Raw genomic sequence first — 20563 nt, 5'->3', positions numbered from 1 at the left:
GGTGTAGGTGCCTACCACGAGATTATCAATTGCGGTTGACTCCTCGCGGCTATGAACACATTATTTAAATTGGAGTAAAAAACTTTCAACATCGTCTTTCAACTTTACATCTGCTTGCGCCTCTTCGGAATTTGATTCGTCTTGAGCTAAGAAACTTTTAATGTCATCTTTCAGTGCTACATCGCCCGCTTGTGCTGCGAGTTCCAAAGCAGTTTGAAAATCCTGTATCGCCTCTAAAGTCTTATTGAGAGTTTTCTTTACCAACCCCCGACCGAAATAGGCATTTGCGTCATCGGGGACCAACCCAATCGCGGAGTCATAGTCGGCGATCGCTGCCTCGTATTCACCCAGATGTTTCTTTGCGACTCCCCGATTGTTGTAGGCAACTTCGTAATCAGGATCCAGGCGGATAGCGGCACTATACAGTTCAATCGCCGCTTTGTATTCACGGTGCTTTGCCTTTGCTACCCCACGCCTATTGTAGTCCGTAGCTTTCTCCAATCCACAACCAAAGCAAACGATGCACATCAGGAGCGCAGTCAACAGTCTTCTATCTTTCATCGCGTTTCTCCTCCATCCTATTTTAGATGGTGCAAGGTATCTTCAAGGAGATATACTTAATGTATTTAGACAATTTCACGAGTAGGCAGGCTATTAACCCACCTACTTGATTTAGGAATTAGCGCGCACCACACGCTTGTAGACACGCCTGCATGTGCCCACGCGATTCTGCTGCAATCGTGCAGCACTGCTCTAAGTTATATTCCCGCGCACCGATGACTTCAAGGTTCAGCGGACCGGTATAGTCGTTCTCGTGTAGGACACGGATGTAGCCGACAAGGTCGATGTCGCCACGTCCATTCGCTTGCAATTCTGGGGTGCCGGGACCGCGTTCCATCCCCTTACAGTCCCGGATATGTACGTGTTTAACACGCGAGACCACAGCGGCAATTGCCTCGACAGGATTTTCGCCTGCACGATGGATATGCGACGGATCCATATCAATCCCGAATGCTGGCGACGAGATTTCTTCCATCACACGGAGGGTTGTCGGTGTGTTATAGATGCTTGCACCGACATGTGCCTTGACGCAAAGTGTCACACCATAATGTTCTGCTCGTGCGGAGAGATTTCCCAATGAATCAACCACTTCGGGCCATGCCGATTCATCATCCGATGAGCCGCCGGGCCCACAGTTGATAATCGGAATGCCTATCTCAGCTGCCGCTTGGAATGCGAGTTCCATTTTTTCTGGATCGCGTGAAGGCTGCTCCATTGCTAACAGTTCCAGTTCGTACGTTTTCGCGAACCCCTTAATGTCGTCAGCCAGTGCTTGCCAGTTTGCGAGGACGAGATGCTGGCTCATCCCGTCAATCGCAGAGAGTTCAATACCATCATAACCAGCCATGGCGATGTGCTTGAAGGCGGTTTCCATATCGTAACCGCCGAATAGCACCGAATTTGCTCCTAATTTCAAATGTAATTCTCCTTCTGTGAAGTCGTGAAGACGGATTTTTATATTTGCCTTATAGTCCTTTCAAAGGCGGAAGCGGATGTGGACGGACTACGATACCACCCTGTTCATAAGACTCCATCGCTGCCCAAGTGTATTCAAGCGTGGCAAGCGCATCTCTACCGGAGGCACGCAGCTGCTCTTTCGGTACACCGTTTGTGATGTCTTCTAAAAACGCATGAATTCTCAGTGGGAAGGTTTGACCGAAGTCACTGATGCCGGACTCAGTGACAACGGGGTCACCGGAGAAATCAGGGGCACCCGGGGAAGGCCAGTAGGTGACCTTCTCGATACAGTTTTCAATGCAGAAGGTGCCACGTGTGCCTGCCAGTTCGACGCTCCACCAACCACCGAGACCGAACGTAGCATCACCACGTTGGCTCAACAGGTAACCGATACACCCGTTCTCAAAACGAAGGTGTATGCTGTTAATGGAGACCATCACATCTCCAGCACCGCGTCTAAAATGAGGACGATTCATAAAGGCTTGAACGTGTGTCACATCACCGCAGAAGTGGCGCATCACACTGAACGGGTGTGCCAGAAAGGCTTTCACATGGAAGTAGGGAAACCCATCAGAACGCGGGGCGTTTGAATAACTGTAGTTGAATTCACCGCCAGCAAATCCCATTTTATGCAGACAATAAACCTGCTCCCCGATGTGTCCATCGTTGATGTATTTCTTCGCTTGCTCCGCGGGCGGCGTGAAATAGTGGTTCAGATTGCAGCCGAGGTAAAGGTCTTCTTCCGTGGCTTTCGCGACCATCTCTCGTGCCTGTCCGATGTCGTTGGAAATCGGTTTCTCAACGAGGACGTGCTTCCCGTTATCAAGAGCCTCCATTGTCGGTTCATAGTGCCAACTTCCGTTTTCATATCCACCCGTGCCGACATCAACAATGTCCAGGTCCGGTTCACCATCAATCATGTCAGCGAGTTTGTAATATGCCTTTACACCGAGACGTTCCGCCGCGCTGTCCGCACGCTCTTTTACAATATCGCACACCGCAACCAGTTCCGCTAAGTCGTCATTCGCGTGGCAATTTGCATGGTTATTACCGATGCCACTCATGCCAACAACGCCAACTTTTAATGCCATTTTATTCTTCCTTCCAATAGATGAAGTTTGGTCTGCCCGTAGGGAAAACTTGCAATTTAAATTTGTGCTTGCTTGTAACCCCCTAAAACAGGCTTTGTGTTTATTATAAGACTGTTTACGGTTTTGTCAACACATATCTTGAAAATATGCTTGACAGTATTCTCAATACATGCTATTTTTTCATCATTATATTATCAGTGTTGAAGGAGAAAAGCGGATGAGTATCAGTGTCGGGATGGTAGGCTTAGGGATGTTCGGCCCGTCGTTTATCCAATCCTATAAAGCGCATCCAGATGTGCATCGGCTTGCGCTCTGTGATTTGCGTGAAGACAGATTGTCGAAATGGGCAAAACAGTTTGAGATTTCCGAAACGTATTCGAGTCTTGATGAGATCTGCAAATCGGATTTGGATGCACTTGTGATTATTACACAGCATTGGATACATGCGCCGCAAGCGATTCAGGCGATGGAATCAGGGAAGCATGTGTATACTGCTGTTCCGGCTGCTGTATCGTTGGATGAATGTGAACAGCTTGTCAGAACCGTTGAAAGGACCGGCATGATTTACATGAACGGCGAGACGAGTTATTTCCGTCCGGAGGCGGTTTTCTGTCGTCAGAAAGCGGCGGAGGGCGCGTTTGGGGAATTTGTTCACTGCCGCGCCGAGTACTTTCACGATATGGATCACGGACTCTACGATGTGGCAAAAAATCGGTGGGGTGCGCAGTGGGGACGCGACAAGATGGGTGGGATTCCAATGTACTATCCGACGCACTCAACCTGTTTCCCGATCTCTGTGATGAAGGCACACGCGACATCGGTTTCAGCGCAGGGGTATGTCTATCCAAACGACGATTGGTTTCGGACGGATACCATTCACAAGAACCCGTTCTCCAATGAAGTCGGACTATTCGCGATGAGCAACGGCGCGACGATGCAAATCTGTGAGTTCCGGCGGATTGGACATCCTGGATCCGAACGCGTCAGCGGTATCTACGGGACAGAGGGCAGTTACGAGCAGAGTCTCGCGGGTAGCGTTTGGGCAGGTAAACGCGAGAGAGAAATCGTGCAGCCTTCACAAACGCACGAATCCCTTCCTGAAGCACTTGCGGCGGATCTCGGCGGACATGGCGGTTCACACGCCTATCTCGTACACGAATTTGTGGATTCTGTCAATCGTCAGCGATTACCGCGCGTTAACGTTTGGGAGGCCGTCCGATACTGCGCGCCCGGATTGGTCGCACATGAATCCGCGCTACGAGATGGCGAATTACTCCCGATTCCAGATTGGGGAGACGCGCCAGAGACGGGCATTTAACTTTAATCTGTTTTGGCAATTTTGATTTTTTTAGCGTAAACTATAGCCAGTTAATACTTCACTGAATATCACTTTGAAAGTGATGAGGGAGATATAAAAGATGAAAACTACGGTTGCAAGATTAAAACTATTATGTATCAATTTCATGGTTATAAGCCTGATGTTTGTAGGTATCAGTTCCGCTGAAATTGACTTTGGAACTGCCGTTGGCGTATGGCTCTTTAATGAGGGCGGTGGTGATGTCGCCGAAGATGCCTCTGGGAAGGGCAATAACGGCACAATCCACGGTGGTGCAGAATGGGTTGATGGCATGTTTGGCAGTGCTTTGAAGTTTGACGGTTCAGATGATTACGTCGAAATTGCGCACGACGCCTCTTTAAACGTTGGCGGCGGGCACACGATTGCGCTTTGGTTTAAATTAAATGCGGTCCCCGGCGGTGGTATGGGTGTTATAACCAAAGATGATTGGGCACCTGGATTTTGGTGGGATGGGAATATCATCCGACATCACACGCATGACCCGGCGGCTACGCTTCATTATGTAGATGCCGCTTGGGAACCAGATACAGACTGGCATCATGTCGCTGTTACTTGGGACGGTGAAGGGTTCGGCGTATATCTGGATGCTGAAGAGATTGGTTCTGGTGTCAATGGTGCAAACATAGGAAGGAACCCGTTAACTGACAAACCCTTTTTAATAGGCATCTATTTAGAAACTGGACAGCACGGTCAGTGGGGTGAGTTTCTCGGGGCAATCATTGACGACGTTGCTGTCTTCAATACGGCGTTGAGCGTTGATGATATTGCAACGATCATGAATGATGGATTAGGAACAACAACTGATGTTGAACCTTCAGGTAAACTCACTACGACTTGGGCTGCTATTAAAGCGGATTGATCTGCTTCCCAATCCTTACTGTTTCCAAAATGTGGGCATCTACACGCGATGCCCACCCTGCATCGAAAATTAGGTTTGCTTTTTATTGCTTTTTCTGGTATACTATACTATTTAAAGAGTTTCTACTCGGAGATCCTGTGCAATATCGGCTTGCAAGTTTCGCCTGAATAGAAAACGATCGGACATTAATCAAGGCACACTACGAATTTGAGGTTAATAAGGAGGCCAGAATGGCTATTGAATACGCGGGTCCCTTCGATACATCGGCTATTCCACCAGATGTTGCCCGCGAAATTGAAATTTATGAGATTCAACTTGGTCGGGTCCAAGCCGGTCAAGTGGAAGAGACCCTCTTTACCGAATTTAGACTTCGGCACGGGGTTTACGGGCAGCGCGATGATAGATCGCAGATGATCCGTGTCAAAATCCCGTTCGGCGGGCTTACAGCGACACAACTCGAAATGCTCGCGGATGTTGCCGAAGAATTTTCGGATAACATCATCCACATCACCACCCGTCAAGATGTACAATACCACTACGTGGATATCAACAACACGCCTGAGTTGATGCGTCGCCTTGCAAGCGTTGACATCACAACAAAAGAAGCGTGTGGTAATGTCGTGCGAAACGTCACAGCATGCCCTCTTAGTGGTGTGTGCCAAGATGAGACATTTGACGTAACACCCTATTCTAAGGCGTTGTCTGCCTTCCTTTTGGGGCACCCGGATGCCCAAGACTTTGGTCGTAAGTTCAAAATCGCATTTTCTGGGTGTGAAGAACACGCTTGCGGCTTAGCAAATATGCACGACATTGGTGCAGTTGCTGCGGTTAAAGAGGTAGACGGTGAAGTCAAACGCGGTTTTAAACTTTATGTCGGTGGCGGACTCGGTGCGGTGCCACATCAGGCGAAGGTCTTTGATGATTTCGTCTCCGCAGAGGAACTCCTGCCAATCTCACAATCAATTTGCAGAGTTTTCACCCGTTTAGGTGAACGCAGAAATCGGAATAAGGCGCGCTTAAAGTTTGTCATCGCCAAATATGGTATTGAAGAATTCCGTAAGTTGGTGCTTGAAGATCGTGAAACGCTACGGCATGATCCCGAATGGACAGCATATTTGGATAATTTAGATGCCTACGATGAGAGTCCTCTCAAAGCACCGACACAGCTCAACGGTACCACGAAACCCGAAGGGTTTGAAGCCTGGTATCAATCTAATGTGCGGTTACAGAGTCAACCCGGCTACGCTTTTGTGACGATTACGCTACCGCTTGGCGATATTACCGCAGATCAGACGCGGGATTTGGCAGATATTTCGCGGAAATACGTTAAAGACACTATCCGTGCCACAGTCGAGCAGAACATTGTGCTCCGCTGGGTGACGATGACGGATCTGCCAGCACTCTATCGCGAATTGAAAGAAATCGGTCTCGGTGACCCAGGGGCGGAGTCTATGGTTGATATTACGGCTTGCCCGGGCACGGATTCCTGCAAACTCGGTGTCTCTTCTTCACGTGGTCTGGCAGCGCACCTACGAAACTATTTCATTGAAACCGGTGTGCAAAATGAAATCAAAGACTTTCGGATTAAGATCAGCGGATGCCCCAATTCCTGCGGACAGCACCACGTCGCGAATATTGGTTTCTTCGGTTCCTCACGCCGGATGGGTGAGCATATTGCGCCTTTCTATCAGGTACTACTCGGTGGACACATGATCGAGAATGCCAGTTCCTATGGACTTGCCACTGGAAAAATCCACGGCAAATATATTCCGGCGTTCATTGAGGAATTAACCGGTAAGTACACGGTGGAACGAAATGCGGAAGAATCCTTCACCGATTACGTCGCACGGCTCGGTAAAGCGGAAATCAAGACCATTTTATCTAAGTACGATAAGATTCCGACTTACGAGGAAGCACCGGAATTCTATGTAGACACTGGCGATACGAAAGATTACCAGCTCAAAACAGGTGTCGGTGAGTGCGCAGGAGAGGTCGTAGCACTTGTCTCTATGAAGTTAGAAGAAGCAGATCGGCTTATCTATGAATCTGGCTTGAACTTGGAGAAGGGTGAATATCAGGATTCCGCGGAGTTGGCTTTTAATGCGATGATCAGAGCCGCAGACGGACTTTTGACAACGGTAGGGTTGCAATATATTGATGACGCGACCACCGTCAACGACTTCCGCCCGCACTTCTTTGAACCCGGTAACTTCTTCCCGGGTTACGGTGCGCATATCTTCAAGGCAATGGAAGAGGATATCTCTACATTCGATCACGAATTGGCACACCGTCGGGTTGAAGAAGCCACTCTCTTTGTAGAAGAATCGCATAACGTTTATAATCGTATGCGCATCAAGCAGGAAGAAGAGGAAGAGAGCCGTCGTAAAAAGCGCCGCTCGCGCCCGGCACGGAAGCCGAGAGTTGTCAAGGAGACGAAACCCGTTGAGGAAATCGTTGATAGCCTCGATCTTAAAGGTGTTGCCTGCCCGTTCAACTATGTCCAAGCAAAAGTCCGCTTGGAAACAATGGACATCGGTCAGCTTCTGGAGGTTACCATTGACGATGGTGAACCCTTCGAGAACGTGCCAAAGAGCCTTAGCAATGATGGGCATGAGATTGTTGACACCAAGAAGGTTGGAAAACACTACCGCCTTACCGTCCGGAAAGGTGAGTAAAGTCTAAGATTGTGGTTCATCGGAACTAAGTTTCACACAAAGGCGATTGCCGCCCGCGCCCGAAACGGGCGGGTCAGGCAATCGCTTTTTTAGTCTACCAAAAGTTGCCCAGGGGAAATGAATTAGTCGATAATGCGTGACGTACATCCACGAGAAATACAAATCTACCGCACGCCAAATGGTCGACAACCTTTCATGCAATGGTTGAGATCGATTAGGAATCAAAAGACACAAAGACAAATTCGTGCGCGGCTTGCTCAGTTTGAAGATGGCAATTTTGGTGATTACAAATCTGTTGGTGAGGGGGTTTTTGAATTGCGTCTTCACTTTGGGGCAGGTTATCGCATCTATTTTGGACAAGTAGGTGGGACAATAGTGCTTTTGCTCTGTGGCGGTGACAAGTCATCACAGACGCGCGACATTGCACGTGCAAAAGAATATTGGTTGCAATACAAGGAGGTTCGCTAATGCGAAAAATGGGAATATGGCGCGACTATCTCATTGAAGTACTTGCTGATCGAGATGAAGCGATTGGTTATCTTCAGGCAATTCTTGACGACTACTACATTTACAGGAGTCTTGCTGTGGTTCTAAGGGCACTTGAAACTGTTGTTGAGGCACAAGGTGGCGTTTCCGAACTTGCAAAACGTGCCGATATGGAACCCCAGGCGTTTTCAGAGATGCTTTCCAACAAAGAGACACCGCTGATTGATGCGCTTGGCACCGTTCTCAAAGCACTCGGCTATCAACTTTCAATCAAGCCGTTGGCGTGCGAAAATGCTAACCTTGAAGCCGATACTTTACAAAAGGCGCATGTGGCAGAGCGACCAACCGCGCCACAATAAAAATTGACTTTCACGCAAACTTGCGCTATAATAAAGAAGCAGTCAATTCGGCGAATAACCCTGAAATGCAGTATACCTACGGAGAAATAGATGGCAACAATCGTTAAACATAACGAGACAGGCAAACGTTACTGTATGCTCGGTGCGGGTTTCGGGGTCTTTCAATCCTCGAAACCGAATGTTTTTCTCGGAAATTTGATGGCTGATGTGGAAGAAGGCGAGTACGCATTAGTCTGTGTCTGTAATAGTAAAGGCGAGATTTTCTGGTTAGAGGCGACACAAGTTACCGTTGTTAGCATTGATGGACAGAATGTACAAGAACTCGCAGCCGAATAGATAAGTCTTAGTGTTTTTATTCAGTATAGGCATCCCTAACTGCCTTGTCACTCACTGACGAAAGGAAATTTTTTTAGCAGAATGGATCTACAACAGATTAACGTCAAGGTTTTTACAACCGAAGAGAGCAAAATCAACTACACCAACTTCATCAAAGTCTTCAATCGCTGGATGGAGGAGGCGGATTCAGACGACTACCTGAACTACGCTGACTACTCACACGTTGATGCGGGACCGGGTGTGTTGTTGATTTTGAAACAAGCCAACTATAGTATTGATAACGCTTACCACGAACACGGTTTCCTCTACAACCGGAAGCATGCAGTTGAAGGGGATAACGCTGGTAAGATTCGCCAAGCACTTGCAGAGGTGCTTTCCAAATGTGAGCAACTTGAGGCATCGGCAGAGTTGGAAAATGCAGTACATTTCAACGGTGGTGATCTCCTGTTCATGATAAACAACCGCCATATTGCACCGAATACATCGGAAGTTGCTGCATCTATTGAAGCGGACCTGATACCTGTCTTACAACAGATGTACGGTGGTGACGATTTCACGGTGGAACGCACCTCCGAAGACGCACGCGAACGGTTCGCGCTGCGAATCTCAGCGAATTCAGATAAACCGATTTCGGAACTCCTTTCCAATTTGGGAGCATAAGATGTTTAACTTCAGCAACGAACAGATTGAACGCTACAGCCGACATATTATCCTCAGCGAGGTCGGCGGGATGGGGCAGACGAAGCTGCTGGAATCAAAAGTGCTGCTCATCGGTGCAGGGGGGCTTGGTTCGCCTGTTGGTGTCTACCTTGCTGCGGCAGGGGTCGGCACACTCGGTATCATTGATGACGATGTGGTTGATCTCAGTAATTTGCAGCGCCAAATCTTGCACGGCACGAGCGACATCGGCATCCCAAAAACGAAATCCGCGGAAGCCACTATCGCAGAGATGAACCCCGATGTCAAAGTGATCCCTTACACTGAACGGATTACCTCGGAAAACGCCTTCCAGATTCTGGAGCAGTACGACCTGGTTGTGGACGGATGTGACAACCTACCGACGCGTTACCTCATCAACGATGCATGCGTTATGCTCGGCAAACCGATTGTTCACGGGAGCATCTTCCAGTTTGAAGGTCAAGTTACCGTCTTCTATCCGGGTAAAGGACCGTGTTATCGATGCCTCTATCCGGAACCGCCGCCAGCGGGAATGGTACCGAGTTGTCAAGAGGCAGGGGTCTTTGGTGTCCTTCCCGGTATCATCGGCACAATCCAGGCTGTTGAAGCGATCAAAATTCTTTTAGACATCGGCGATTCCTTAATCGGAACGCTTCTGCTTTTTGACGCGCTAACGATGAATTTCAACCGACTCAAACTCCGACAAGATAGTAATTGCCCGGTGTGCGGCGAAAATCCGACTATCCACGAACTGATTGATTACGAAGAATTTTGTCAGGTGCAGTGGTAGATACTGGTTTTGAACCCCCAAGCTCGGTAGGCGCGGTTTGTAACGGTGCCGGATTTGAAAAAAGATTGAGAAATTTAGACAATCCGATAGTTGATTTAATTTGAAACTAAATGCCCCTAACGGCGGAGTTTGTTGGGTATGCTCGCTTTTATCTCATTTATTGTAATTACGACTCTTCTAATCATAATAGCCAGGTTGCTCAGAGATATTGAAAAGAGTCTATATAAGATTGAGAAACATCTTGAGCGGAATAGTGAAGAAAACAGGGATAAAAGATAGCGGGAGCCAGCTTTCCCCAGTTCTATTACGCCAAAACCTCCCGTCGAATTGGCGAATCTATGAATAGCGAATCGCCACCATCAATCGTCAACTCCAATCCCGTGACCCACGCCGCCTCGTCCGAGCAGAGCCAGAGTGCTGCATAGGCGACATCAATCGGGTTCCCGAGTCGTTCCAGCTGTGCTGATGCTGGCGCGATTGCTCCGTCTGGTAATGGATCCCATATAATACCTGGAGATAACGCGTGGACGCGAATATTTTTATCATACAACTCTTTCGCGAGGTTTTTCGCTGCCGCTACCATCCCGGCCTTCGCGACAGCATAAGCACTGTTTGCATCTTGCCGTACCCGTTCACCCGCAGAGATCGTAATTAGGCATCCACCGCCGCGTGCCTCTAAAATCGGGACAAGCCGACGTATAGGGTTGAACAGTGTTTGCAAGTTATTTTGTAATGCCCCGTCCCAGTACGTTGGTTCCATTGCCGTAATATCGTGTTCGGTTGAGAAGAACCCACCCGCTGCGTGGATAAGGCAGTCAACGCCACCAAATTCTGCTACGGCAGCGTCAACCAGTGCGTCTACCTGTGTTGCGTCCGTCAAATCGGTCTGATGCGTTCGTACATCGCCGCCGTTGGCACGGATGCGTTCTGCTGTTTCGTTCATTGTCTCTGTCGTGCGTGCGGCGAGGACTACCTTCGCGCCCTCTTGTGCGAAAAGTAGCGCGGTTGCGCGGCTCATATTTGAACCGGCACCAGCGAATAACGCAACTTTATCTTTCAATCGCATTTTCAATTTCCTTTCTGGGATATTGTCTTATAAGCGCGCCTATTGAGGGCTATCAATTTTCTTGGCTATAGGCTATCGCCGATTTCATGAGTTTCAACGCTGTGTGAATCTGTGGGAGTTCCTCGAACCCGTAAGATATGCGTAACTGCCGCTTCCCGACCTCAACCATATCGCCGTTTGGATGGACACAGTGTTCACCCGGAATGTAGATTACTTTTGGGTGTTGGGCATCCGAAGGACCATCGACGGCTTCGTGTCCAGTTGTTCGCGTCAGAAACTTGAAAAAGTCGGAGGTTGCGCCTGTTGCGATATTTGCCAGTGTCAAATAGAAGTAGAATCCCGCACTCCCACCGCGGCATTCCTGAATATTATCACCAAGCAGTTTCGCCATCCACGTTTTCACTTGTTTCGCCTTCTGTTGGTAGCCGTTATTAACCCTCTCAATTTGTGTTTCAATACCGTTGTCGAGCAGGTAACTTGCAATCTCCTGATTGATTAACGGTGCACTGAAACCGATGTCGCTTGTACGCTGGATGATACTCTTGAGAAAGGGACCTTTAGAGCCGATGAGATAGCCAATGCGCAGCCCTGGGGCAAGAATCTTTGACAAGGTGCCGACTTCGTAGACAATGCCGAGTGTGTCATAGCGTAAGGCGGACACCAAAGGTTCGACGGTACTGTCGTGTACAAGGTCACTATACGCGTTATCAAAAAAGAGTGGGATTTTCCGTCCAACTTCGTAGGATAGTCGGGTAGCAATATCGACGAGTTTGCGTTTACGGTTATTGGACAGGATTGTGCAGGTGGGGTTATTTACGGTCACAACGTAGAAAAAACGGATAGCCTCTTTTTCCTTACCAAGTGCCGCGAGTTTTGCCTTCAGACGTTCGGTGTCAAGACCTTCGTCATCTTCGGGGATCGCTACAACCTTGAAACCTTTCCGCTCCAAGTCGTTGCAGTAGATATAATACATCGGGTCTGCGGTAAATATGATACCAGCAGGGAGCAGGTGGGTGATGCTCTCCAACAAACTCGTTGCGCCGTTCGCACCGATAACAATATCTCGGTTATTTAGTGTCTGTTCAGTGATGCCGCCAATGCGGTTCTCAATATGAAACCGTCTGAGCGACGCAATCAGGTTAGGGGAACCCTGCGCGCCGCCGTAATTCAGAGCAGCACGATACTTTTCGGGGTGAGCGAGAACTTTTTCACAGGCAATTTGAATCTGTTGGTGCGGAATTGTCCGTTCATTGACATATCCGACACCGAGGTTGATGTCGCATCCGTCTCGAAAACCGACAGCAAAATCGGTCATCAATTGATTAACCGGGGACGGTATACTTGAAATTTTTCCGTATTCAGAGAGGAGGACATCGCGAATCATCATAAACTGTGCATCTATAGCAAATCCCGCAAAGCAGATTCAAGCGTTGCGTAACGAAATTCGTAGCCGCTCACTTCCGTTTTCTCTGGAACCACGTTCTGGCTCAGTACGACGAAGTCCGCGAATTCGCCCATTATGAGTTTCAAACCAAATGTCGGAACGGGAAACAGCGTCGGACGCCGTAGTACAGTACCGAGCGTTTTTGTGAACTCTGTATTTCTGACAGGTGTAGGTGCTGTTGCGTTCAGTGGGCCTCGGATTTCGCTATTTTCTAAAGCGTGCAGCACAATGCCTACGACATCATCGACATGAATCCAAGACATCCACTGCCGGCCACTACCGAGTATGCCCCCAACTCCCATTTTGAAGGGTGGAAGTACCTGTGCCAGCAATCCGCCACCTAACCCAAGCACAAGCCCGATGCGAACTAAGACGACCCGAATCCCGAGATTGATTGCTTTCTGGGCTTCCGACTCCCATTCTTGGCAGACTTCCGCGAGAAAATCGGTGCCAGCTGGCGAAACCTCCGTAAAACGTTCATCACCGCTGTCCCCGTAGTATCCAATTGCGGAGGCACAGACGAGTACATCGGGCTTTGTGTCTGCTGCCGCAAACGATTCAACCAGGTTCCGCGTCGAAAGGATTCGGCTATCCCGTATTCGTCGTTTTTTATCGGCGTTCCATCTGCCCGCGATCGTTTCACCTGCCAGATGAACGACCGATACTGCATCCGATAGGGCTTCCGAAGGCAGTTTCTCGGTTTCAGGGTCCCAACCATAAACGGTTCTTGCTGATTTCAATTTTGTTTCTGCGCGCTCAGGATTTCGGGATAACACATGCACTGTATCGCCTTGTTCGTGGAGCGCGGTGCAGACTCGACTACCGATAAATCCGGTACCGCCGGTGACCAACACGTTTGTCATTTCTTTCTCCGTAATGTTCTCTATGCTGACAACTCAGTGATGGTGGTTTCCAATTCTCTATAGTCATCAACAACAGCATCACTGAGTGTGTCATCTCCATCTCCTTTGTTGAACCCTGAAAAGCGGATTGCCTTCATTCCTGCGTTTTTTGCCCCGACGATATCCGTTCGAAAAATATCACCGATATGCACTGCTTCCGCGGGTTTGGCATCCAGTTCTGTCAGTGTTGAATGGAATTGGACAACTTGGGGTTTCGTATAATCTGTTTCATCGGAGAAAGTGAAAGCTGTAAAGAATTGCAAAATACCATCGCGCGCCATCAGCTTCCGGGCAAAACGCCCCGGAGTCAGGGCCGAGTCTGAAATGATTCCGAGCGGATAGTTTTCACTCAACCGGGAAACGACAGGTTTGACATGCGCTATCATACGCGGCGGTGCGTCTAAGAAAGCAGCCCCAAGGCACTCGATTAATTGATCAAGATCGACTTCTTCAAGCCGAATCTCAAGCACTTCCGCAAATCGCTGCATGCATCGCTTTACTGAGACCCCTTTATGTTGATGCCATAAGGTCATCACTAAATTGTATGCCTCTTCGAGTCCGAATTCCACATCAGTTAACCTACAAGCATAACCACGGCTATTCAGATAAGCGTGGCACCGTTCAACACGTATTGCTTGACGTTTTCGCCAATTCTTTTCAGAATCTGCATAAAGGGTTTGCCAAAAATCAAATGTAATTGCTTTAAGCATCAAGGATTCTCGTTTTAAGTTGCGTTGCCTTCCAATTATAATTGCGAATTTATTCCGAACGCTAACGCAACGGTAAACATAAAAAAATACGCCTTATAACTCCTAATTTTATTTTACCCTATTTGTCGGAAAAAGTCAAATGATATGTCCTTTTAAGGCGATTTAATTTTCGGTTCCGATGTTGGTTTGGGTTGGCAGATGTTAACCTTTCGACGCGAGATCGCGAGCGCAGCTCGCTCCTACAGTCCCGTAGGTGCGGTTTCCGAACCACACCGGTTTACAATGTCTCATTAATTCTCAGATCTACTATAAATCGCTCAGGAGTAAAATAGGCTTGCAATTTCCTTTTAAAGATGATATTATTAATGTTGAGGTTTGCGTCCGAGTTGTACGGAGGGATACGAAATTGCGGTTGAATCGTCGAATTATTCCAAGGTATACGACCACCCGTTTAATATTTGTCTACTTTATCGTTGGACTCGGGACGCTCATATTTGGATTTGCTTATTACACGCGACAGATCTCGCAGCTGAACGCGGACATAGTGGCACAGATAGACATCTTCGCCAATCTCGCGGAGGTCATTCCGAGTGTTGAGGACCGGGAATTACAACAGAAACTAAATGAGATCGTAAAACAGGAATCATCTGCCATAGACAGAGCGCGCGCGTTTTCATTTATTATCACGGATGCTGAAGGTAACGTCATGGTTGCGCGAGGCGTTGACCCAGAATTGGACGCAAAAATCGACAATTTGGATACGACAAAAGTAAACGCAGATGAGAAAATTTCGTTGACAGAAGATGAGAAGACTTTGCTGGCGGTAACATTAGCGCGCATGCAGGAAAAGAATCCGCCCCGCGAAATACCCATGCTCCTTGAAGATAGGCAGCTAAAGGGATACGTTTACTACGGTGATGCTGACCCGAGCGAAATGGCGCACTTGCCGTTTGTGATAACTGATACTGCTGGTGTCCCACAAAAATGGCAGATATGGGATGATGTCGTCATCGCGGATAACGCGACTGTGCAGGAACGAGAACGGGCGAAAATCTTCGTTCAGAACGCACCCGCATCCTCGATGATTGTAACAACTCCGAAGAGTCACAACGGTTATTTTTATTATGAGAGCAAACCGTACTATGGGTTGGTGGTGCCTTTCATAGTACCTTTCGTCTTATTAGTATTCGGGGTTGTCTGTTTCCTCGTTTACCAACGGATTAAGTCTTATGAACACTCGGCAATTTGGGGTGGCTTAGCTAAAGAGACAGCACATCAACTCGGAACGCCGATTTCATCATTGTTGGCATGGGCAGAACTCTTGCATGAACGGAGCAGAGAAACAGGCGATGCAACACTCGCTGAGCTCTCCGAAAGCATGCGAAACGATCTGGAGCGTTTAGGGAAAACAACTGCCCGCTTCGGTATGATTGGTACGCAACCGCCACTGACCGAAGTGAACATGGCTGAGATATTTGAAGAAGTCCAAGCGTACTTTGAGAAACGGTTGCCACACATTAGCCGACGCGTTGAAATTCAACTGATGCTACACGAAGTACCATCTGTCCTCGCAAATACCCAACTGTTGCACTGGGTGTTTGAAAACCTGATACGGAATTCGCTGGACGCTATGGATAAAGCGGATGGATGGGTTCAGATTGAACCGACGCATGACAAGCGACACAACGATGTTGTTATACGGTACGCCGACAACGGAAGCGGTATAGACCGTGAGAATCAGCGAAAAATCTTTGAACCGGGGATGTCTACGAAGACACACGGATGGGGACTTGGATTAACTGTGGTACAACGTATCATCCGTGAGTATCATCACGGCAGTATCCGCATGGTTAAAACGAGTCCTGAAGGTACGACTTTTGAAATTCGATTGCCGGTCGCGTGAACATCAATTAACGCGTGGTGTAAAGAGAACAGCGGAGACGGTTCTGTCCTGCTTTTCTGGAGCGCGGCTGTGCATTTTTACAACTTGAGTATGGCACAAGCACATCATATCTTATGGATTGACGATGAAATAGAAGCCTTACAACCGCACATTCGCGTGCTGCGCGAACGGGGTTACACCGTCACGCCTGTCACAAATGGCGAAGACGGCATCGCGCTTTTAACGAATAGCGATACGCAGTACAATGCCATTCTCCTTGATCAGGTGATGCCGGGTAAAGATGGGATGGCGACGCTTGATGCGATCCGTACGATTAACGCACAAATCCCGGTCATTCTCGTCACGCAATCGAGTGATGAACAATTTGTTGAGATAGCGCTCGGTAAACAGGTCACAGATTTTCTGGTAAAACCCATCGGTGTTGCCCAGATCGTCTCTACCCTCAAACGTGTCCTTGATCAGACGCAGATCGTCGTAGATCAGATCCCGAGCCGGTACACCGCGGATTTTAATGCGATCCGCACTCTGAAAGATTCCGCGCCCAGCTGGCAGGAATGGGTGGATATCTACCTCAAACTCTTACAGTGGGATTTAGTGTCTGAAAAACTCGCCGACGGTGGGTTAGAGGAGACACATCTTGGGCAAAAAAAGGAGTGCAACACCGAGTTCTCCGATTTTGTGGAAGCGAATTACGCCAACTGGGTCGCTGGCGGTTCGGATGCCCCACCCCTATCTGTTAATATCTTGGATCGGTACGTTATTCCCCAACTTCAAGCCGGAAAATCCGTCTATTTTATTGTGGTTGACTGCTTTCGCTTGGACCATTGGCTGGCAGTGGAATCGCTCCTGTACCCCTATTTTTCTATTGAACGTGAGTATAGTTTTTCAATCCTACCGAGTGCAACGATGTATTCACGGAACGCGCTGTTCAGTGGTTTATTCCCCGCGGAGATCGCGGAACGCTATCCGCAGTACTGGCAAGAGGAATCTGATGGCGACACAAGTACGAATCGCTACGAACGGCAGCTCCTTGGAGAACATCTTAAGCGCAGAGGTGTCAAGTTAAAATCAGCCCCTCAGTATTTCAAGATTTTTGACACCCGAGGTGGAAACACCTACAAAAAGCGGGTCGCTGCGAATACACGTGTTGAACTTTCGACGCTGGTTGTTAACTTCATTGATATTCTGACCCATCAACGTTCACAGTCAGATGTTCTACAACAACTCGCCCCTGATGTATCCGCTTTCCGGGCGCTCGCGCGTTCTTGGTTTTCACATTCCGTACTTTTTGATATTTTGCGTATGGTTGCAGCGCAGAACGCAACTGTAGTTCTTACCAGCGACCACGGGTCGGTCTTCTGCAACCGCGCCACCCGTGCACGTGGTAACCGCGAGACCACCACCAGTCTCCGGTTTAAAATCGGCACGAACCTCGGCTGCGAAAAGAACGAAGCCGTACATCTCCATAATCCAGGGGAATATCGGCTTCCCGCGGAAACCGCAAGTAAGGATTACATTCTCGCGAAAGACGATTACTATTTCGTCTATCCAAACGATTTTTATAAGTATAAACGGCAGTTTCAAGGAGGGTTCCAGCACGGTGGCATTTCAATGGGTGAACTCATAACACCCGTCGTAACCCTGACACCGAGGCTGTAAAGCGCGGCTCGGAAGCCGAGATTAAATCGCTATAATCTATGCCAAATTCACTTGAAATAACGGAGCACTGAGACACGGAAGGATCGTCTCACTACACGGGAATTTGGTGCCACTCCAGCCGGGGGTAACCGTATACTTGACGCTGTTTTGTAGCCCTCACGACTTTTGGCAACGCTGCCGATTTTTGACATGACAATATGAACCGAGGTGCCTCTTAAAAAAGGCACGATAGGAGGTAATAATGGAAAAGGAGATACTTATTTCTGATGATGAGTATGAAACACGCTGTGCGGTACTTGAGGAGGGGGTGCTAAATGAAATTTATATTGAACGGAAAGCAGCGGCGCAGACATTGGGAAATCTTTACAAAGGAAGAGTCGAGAACGTTTTACCCGGAATGCAGGTAGCCTTCGTTGATATTGGGCTGGACCGGCACGCCTTTCTACATATTTCTGATCTCAAATACGAGAGTGCTAACGAAGATGAAGCTGAAGATGAAAATGTGAATGGAAACCGGAAACTCGACAAAGATGTTGATACATTGGATTTGAAAGCAAAGCCTACTAAACAATCCCGTGGGGGGCGCGGGTTCCCATTTCTCATTAGCGACCTCATCTCAAAGCGGCAAGAACTTCTCGTGCAAGTCGGAAAAGAACCTATCGGGACAAAGGGTGCACGTGTTACCAGTAACATTACACTTCCCGGACGCTATGCCGTCTATATGCCAAATTCCTCTAATATTGGCGTGTCACGCCGGATTGAGTCTGCCACTGAACGAGATAGGTTGCGCAATATGGCAAAGACGGTTAAGGCGGATGTTGAGGGCGGCTTTATCATACGGACTGCCGCGGAGGGGTTAAACGAGACCGAATTTGCATCTGAAATCCGATACCTCATCAACCAGTGGAAGCAGGTCAGTGAGCGTGCCAAGCAGAAATCGGCTCCCAGTCTCGTTAGTAAAGACCTGAGTTTTACGAACAGGATTGTCCGGGATATGCTGACCAAAGATGTCAAGCAACTCCTCATTGACTCAAAGGCGGGCTATCAAGAAACGATGGACTATGTCTCTTCTGTGATGCCTGATTTGAAACCGAGGGTCTCGCTTTATAAGGACGATGCGACCCTTTTTGATGCCTATGGTGTTGAGCGGGCACTCAAAGAAGCACTCAGTGAGAAAATTTGGCTCAAGTGTGGTGGGCATATTATCATCCAACAGACTGAAGCCATGGTCTCCATTGATGTCAACACTGGACGGTTCGTCGGGAAATCTGATCCTGACAACACGATTCTCAGTGCCAACCTTGAGGCGGTTGAGGAGGTCGTCCGCCAGATTCAATTACGTGATCTCGGCGGCATTATCGTCGTTGATTTCATTGATATGGAAGAGGCAGCGCATCGCAAGCGCGTCTTCAAGATGTTACAGGAAGCACTTCGGAAGGACCGCGCCCGTACCAACATCCTCCATTTCTCAGACTTAGGACTCGTTGAGATGACGCGCCAACGCACCCGGCCGAGTCTCTCTACGCTACTTATGGAAGAATGTCCCTACTGCGATGGACATGGCACTGTCCTATCCATCGAAACCGTCGTCATTCAGCTGCTCCGTGCGGTTAAGATGGCGCATAACCAGTCGGGACACTCGGAACTACGCGTTATCGCCAACGACTATGTTGTCTCGCATATCAAGGCGCAGATGGCGAATAAATTGCGGGATCTCAAGAAGTCGTTGAAATTAGATTTAACGCTGGAAGCGGATGCCGATCTGCACCTCGAAGATTATCGGATCTTCGTCGGCAGGGGTGAAGAACTGTTTTTGGATTAAGGGGTTATTCGTTGTCAGAGGAAATCGTTATCAGTTGTCAGTTGTCAGTTGTCAGTTAAAGAGGTATCTGATTAAACCGTACCCCTCTTTTACTGACAACCGATAACCGATAACTGACAACTACTGAAAACTGAAAACTATAAAAACCGAACTGACAACTGAAAACTGAAAACTAATTGACATTGGTGCGTTTTGGGGGTATAATTTAAGCAGAAAGGAGTGATGTTGAAAAATGTATGCAGTTTTTGCGAGCGGTGGGAAACAGCATCGCGTAGAAGTGGGAAACTTGATTGATATTGAAAAACTTGACGCGGATGTTGGCGAAAGTGTTATATTCCCATCTGTCTTGGCTGTCGTTGATGATGACGGTCAGTTGCAAGCTGGCTCGCCCTACCTTGAAAATACCGCCGTTACAGGCGAGGTAGTTCAACAAGCACGCACGAAAAAGACGATTGTGTTCAAATCGAAACGACGTAAGGGGTACAAACGCAAATTAGGTCACCGTCAATCGTTTACACGCGTGAAAATTACCGCAATCGGCGCGGTGGAGGAAGAATCTGATGGCTCATAAGAAAGGCGGCGGAAGCACGCGAAACGGACGCGACAGTATCGGAAAACGACTCGGTGTCAAGAGATTTTCTGGAAGCTATGTCACCGCAGGAAGCATTCTCGCCCGGCAACGTGGGACTCATATACACCCCGGCAACAACGTCGGTCTTGGAAATGATTATACGCTCTACTCGAAAATTAATGGATATGTATGGTTTGAGCGGAAAGACAAGTATCGCCGGAAGGTGAGTGTCTATACAGAGCGTCCTGAATTTTAGCGAAGACCTCCGCACCAGGAACGAACGACGAGAAGCCTCGCCTTAGGGTGCTGCATCGCGCGCCACCCGAGCGAGGCTTTT

The 20563-nt window shown here is 48.4% G+C and carries 20 protein-coding genes; 13 read left to right on the top strand and 7 right to left on the bottom strand.

Features of this window, described 5'->3' with window-relative positions; genetic code table 11:
* Window positions 1-60 precede the first annotated feature (60 nt).
* The 3 genes from OXH00_24530 to OXH00_24520 form a co-directional block, all read right to left on the bottom strand.
* Window positions 61-561: a tetratricopeptide repeat protein gene (locus OXH00_24530; protein ID MCY3744191.1), complete on the bottom strand. Its 501-nt coding sequence runs from the start codon at window positions 559-561 to the stop codon at window positions 61-63.
* A 118-nt stretch (window positions 562-679) separates the two neighbouring features.
* Window positions 680-1477, bottom strand: a complete 798-nt coding sequence (locus OXH00_24525) for a sugar phosphate isomerase/epimerase (protein ID MCY3744190.1) — start codon at window positions 1475-1477, stop codon at window positions 680-682.
* Window positions 1478-1526: 49 nt separating this feature from the next.
* A complete protein-coding gene (locus OXH00_24520) occupies window positions 1527-2609 on the bottom strand; it encodes a Gfo/Idh/MocA family oxidoreductase (GenBank protein ID MCY3744189.1) in 1083 nt (360 codons plus the stop codon).
* 217 nt (window positions 2610-2826) lie between these two features.
* Here OXH00_24520 and OXH00_24515 point away from each other — a divergent pair, with 217 nt between their 5' ends.
* The 8 genes from OXH00_24515 (at window position 2827) to moeB (ending at window position 10149) form a co-directional block, all read left to right on the top strand.
* Window positions 2827-3927: a Gfo/Idh/MocA family oxidoreductase gene (locus OXH00_24515; protein MCY3744188.1), complete on the top strand. Its 1101-nt coding sequence runs from the start codon at window positions 2827-2829 to the stop codon at window positions 3925-3927.
* Window positions 3928-4027: 100 nt separating this feature from the next.
* Window positions 4028-4825, top strand: a complete 798-nt coding sequence (locus OXH00_24510; GenBank protein ID MCY3744187.1) for a LamG domain-containing protein — start codon at window positions 4028-4030, stop codon at window positions 4823-4825.
* 230 nt (window positions 4826-5055) lie between these two features.
* The gene (locus OXH00_24505; protein MCY3744186.1) at window positions 5056-7500 is read left to right on the top strand and encodes a sulfurtransferase TusA family protein; all 2445 of its coding nucleotides are present in this window, start codon (window positions 5056-5058) and stop codon (window positions 7498-7500) included.
* Window positions 7501-7632: 132 nt separating this feature from the next.
* Window positions 7633-7968: a type II toxin-antitoxin system RelE/ParE family toxin gene (locus OXH00_24500; protein ID MCY3744185.1), complete on the top strand. Its 336-nt coding sequence runs from the start codon at window positions 7633-7635 to the stop codon at window positions 7966-7968.
* Complete coding sequence (locus OXH00_24495; GenBank protein ID MCY3744184.1) at window positions 7968-8345, top strand: hypothetical protein; 378 nt, start codon at window positions 7968-7970, stop codon at window positions 8343-8345. Before OXH00_24500 ends, OXH00_24495 begins: the two co-directional genes overlap by 1 nt.
* Window positions 8346-8435: 90 nt before the next feature.
* Entirely contained in the window at window positions 8436-8681 is a 246-nt protein-coding gene (locus OXH00_24490) for a hypothetical protein (protein ID MCY3744183.1), read from the top strand.
* 81 nt (window positions 8682-8762) lie between these two features.
* Window positions 8763-9341, top strand: a complete 579-nt coding sequence (locus tag OXH00_24485; protein MCY3744182.1) for a hypothetical protein — start codon at window positions 8763-8765, stop codon at window positions 9339-9341.
* A 1-nt stretch (window position 9342) separates the two neighbouring features.
* Entirely contained in the window at window positions 9343-10149 is an 807-nt protein-coding gene (gene moeB / locus OXH00_24480; protein MCY3744181.1) for a molybdopterin-synthase adenylyltransferase MoeB, read from the top strand.
* A 304-nt stretch (window positions 10150-10453) separates the two neighbouring features.
* Here moeB and OXH00_24475 read toward each other — a convergent pair whose 3' ends face one another.
* The 4 genes from OXH00_24475 to OXH00_24460 are packed head-to-tail and all read right to left on the bottom strand — an operon-like array spanning window position 10454 to window position 14271.
* Window positions 10454-11215, bottom strand: coding sequence for an SDR family NAD(P)-dependent oxidoreductase (locus OXH00_24475; GenBank protein MCY3744180.1), 762 nt, complete (start codon window positions 11213-11215; stop codon window positions 10454-10456).
* A 52-nt stretch (window positions 11216-11267) separates the two neighbouring features.
* On the bottom strand, window positions 11268-12602 hold the full coding sequence (locus OXH00_24470; protein ID MCY3744179.1) for a PLP-dependent aminotransferase family protein: 1335 nt from the start codon (window positions 12600-12602) through the stop codon (window positions 11268-11270).
* A gap of 11 nt (window positions 12603-12613) precedes the next feature.
* A complete protein-coding gene (locus OXH00_24465) occupies window positions 12614-13522 on the bottom strand; it encodes a TIGR01777 family oxidoreductase (GenBank protein MCY3744178.1) in 909 nt (302 codons plus the stop codon).
* A gap of 20 nt (window positions 13523-13542) precedes the next feature.
* Window positions 13543-14271, bottom strand: coding sequence for an HAD family hydrolase (locus OXH00_24460; GenBank protein MCY3744177.1), 729 nt, complete (start codon window positions 14269-14271; stop codon window positions 13543-13545).
* Window positions 14272-14605: 334 nt separating this feature from the next.
* Here OXH00_24460 and OXH00_24455 point away from each other — a divergent pair, with 334 nt between their 5' ends.
* The 5 genes from OXH00_24455 to rpmA all read left to right on the top strand — a co-directional run bounded on the left by OXH00_24455 (window position 14606) and on the right by rpmA (window position 20482).
* Complete coding sequence (locus OXH00_24455; GenBank protein ID MCY3744176.1) at window positions 14606-16174, top strand: HAMP domain-containing sensor histidine kinase; 1569 nt, start codon at window positions 14606-14608, stop codon at window positions 16172-16174.
* A gap of 69 nt (window positions 16175-16243) precedes the next feature.
* A complete protein-coding gene (locus OXH00_24450; GenBank protein MCY3744175.1) occupies window positions 16244-17833 on the top strand; it encodes a PglZ domain-containing protein in 1590 nt (529 codons plus the stop codon).
* 241 nt (window positions 17834-18074) lie between these two features.
* On the top strand, window positions 18075-19655 hold the full coding sequence (locus OXH00_24445; protein MCY3744174.1) for an Rne/Rng family ribonuclease: 1581 nt from the start codon (window positions 18075-18077) through the stop codon (window positions 19653-19655).
* Window positions 19656-19887: 232 nt separating this feature from the next.
* Window positions 19888-20226: a 50S ribosomal protein L21 gene (gene rplU, locus OXH00_24440; protein MCY3744173.1), complete on the top strand. Its 339-nt coding sequence runs from the start codon at window positions 19888-19890 to the stop codon at window positions 20224-20226.
* The gene (rpmA, locus tag OXH00_24435) at window positions 20216-20482 is read left to right on the top strand and encodes a 50S ribosomal protein L27 (protein MCY3744172.1); all 267 of its coding nucleotides are present in this window, start codon (window positions 20216-20218) and stop codon (window positions 20480-20482) included. Before rplU ends, rpmA begins: the two co-directional genes overlap by 11 nt.
* The last annotated feature ends 81 nt before the right edge of the window (window positions 20483-20563 follow it).

Source organism: Candidatus Poribacteria bacterium, assembly GCA_026706025.1.
Classification (GTDB): domain Bacteria; phylum Poribacteria; class WGA-4E; order WGA-4E; family WGA-3G; genus WGA-3G.
The sequence above is the reverse complement of the archived record's forward strand: the minus strand, read 5'-3'. Positions and strand labels throughout refer to the sequence as shown.

Coding starts and splice junctions, on each gene's coding strand:
- OXH00_24445 (MCY3744174.1), top strand. CDS start 18,075: ATGGAAAAGGAGATACTTATTTCTGATGATGAGTATGAAACACGCTGT.
- OXH00_24470 (MCY3744179.1), bottom strand. CDS start 12,602: ATGATGATTCGCGATGTCCTCCTCTCTGAATACGGAAAAATTTCAAGT.
- rpmA (MCY3744172.1), top strand. CDS start 20,216: ATGGCTCATAAGAAAGGCGGCGGAAGCACGCGAAACGGACGCGACAGT.
- OXH00_24485 (MCY3744182.1), top strand. CDS start 8,763: ATGGATCTACAACAGATTAACGTCAAGGTTTTTACAACCGAAGAGAGC.
- OXH00_24475 (MCY3744180.1), bottom strand. CDS start 11,215: ATGCGATTGAAAGATAAAGTTGCGTTATTCGCTGGTGCCGGTTCAAAT.
- OXH00_24495 (MCY3744184.1), top strand. CDS start 7,968: ATGCGAAAAATGGGAATATGGCGCGACTATCTCATTGAAGTACTTGCT.
- OXH00_24530 (MCY3744191.1), bottom strand. CDS start 561: ATGAAAGATAGAAGACTGTTGACTGCGCTCCTGATGTGCATCGTTTGC.
- OXH00_24500 (MCY3744185.1), top strand. CDS start 7,633: ATGCGTGACGTACATCCACGAGAAATACAAATCTACCGCACGCCAAAT.
- OXH00_24465 (MCY3744178.1), bottom strand. CDS start 13,522: ATGACAAACGTGTTGGTCACCGGCGGTACCGGATTTATCGGTAGTCGA.
- moeB (MCY3744181.1), top strand. CDS start 9,343: ATGTTTAACTTCAGCAACGAACAGATTGAACGCTACAGCCGACATATT.
- OXH00_24505 (MCY3744186.1), top strand. CDS start 5,056: ATGGCTATTGAATACGCGGGTCCCTTCGATACATCGGCTATTCCACCA.
- rplU (MCY3744173.1), top strand. CDS start 19,888: ATGTATGCAGTTTTTGCGAGCGGTGGGAAACAGCATCGCGTAGAAGTG.
- OXH00_24515 (MCY3744188.1), top strand. CDS start 2,827: ATGAGTATCAGTGTCGGGATGGTAGGCTTAGGGATGTTCGGCCCGTCG.
- OXH00_24520 (MCY3744189.1), bottom strand. CDS start 2,609: ATGGCATTAAAAGTTGGCGTTGTTGGCATGAGTGGCATCGGTAATAAC.
- OXH00_24460 (MCY3744177.1), bottom strand. CDS start 14,271: ATGCTTAAAGCAATTACATTTGATTTTTGGCAAACCCTTTATGCAGAT.
- OXH00_24510 (MCY3744187.1), top strand. CDS start 4,028: ATGAAAACTACGGTTGCAAGATTAAAACTATTATGTATCAATTTCATG.
- OXH00_24490 (MCY3744183.1), top strand. CDS start 8,436: ATGGCAACAATCGTTAAACATAACGAGACAGGCAAACGTTACTGTATG.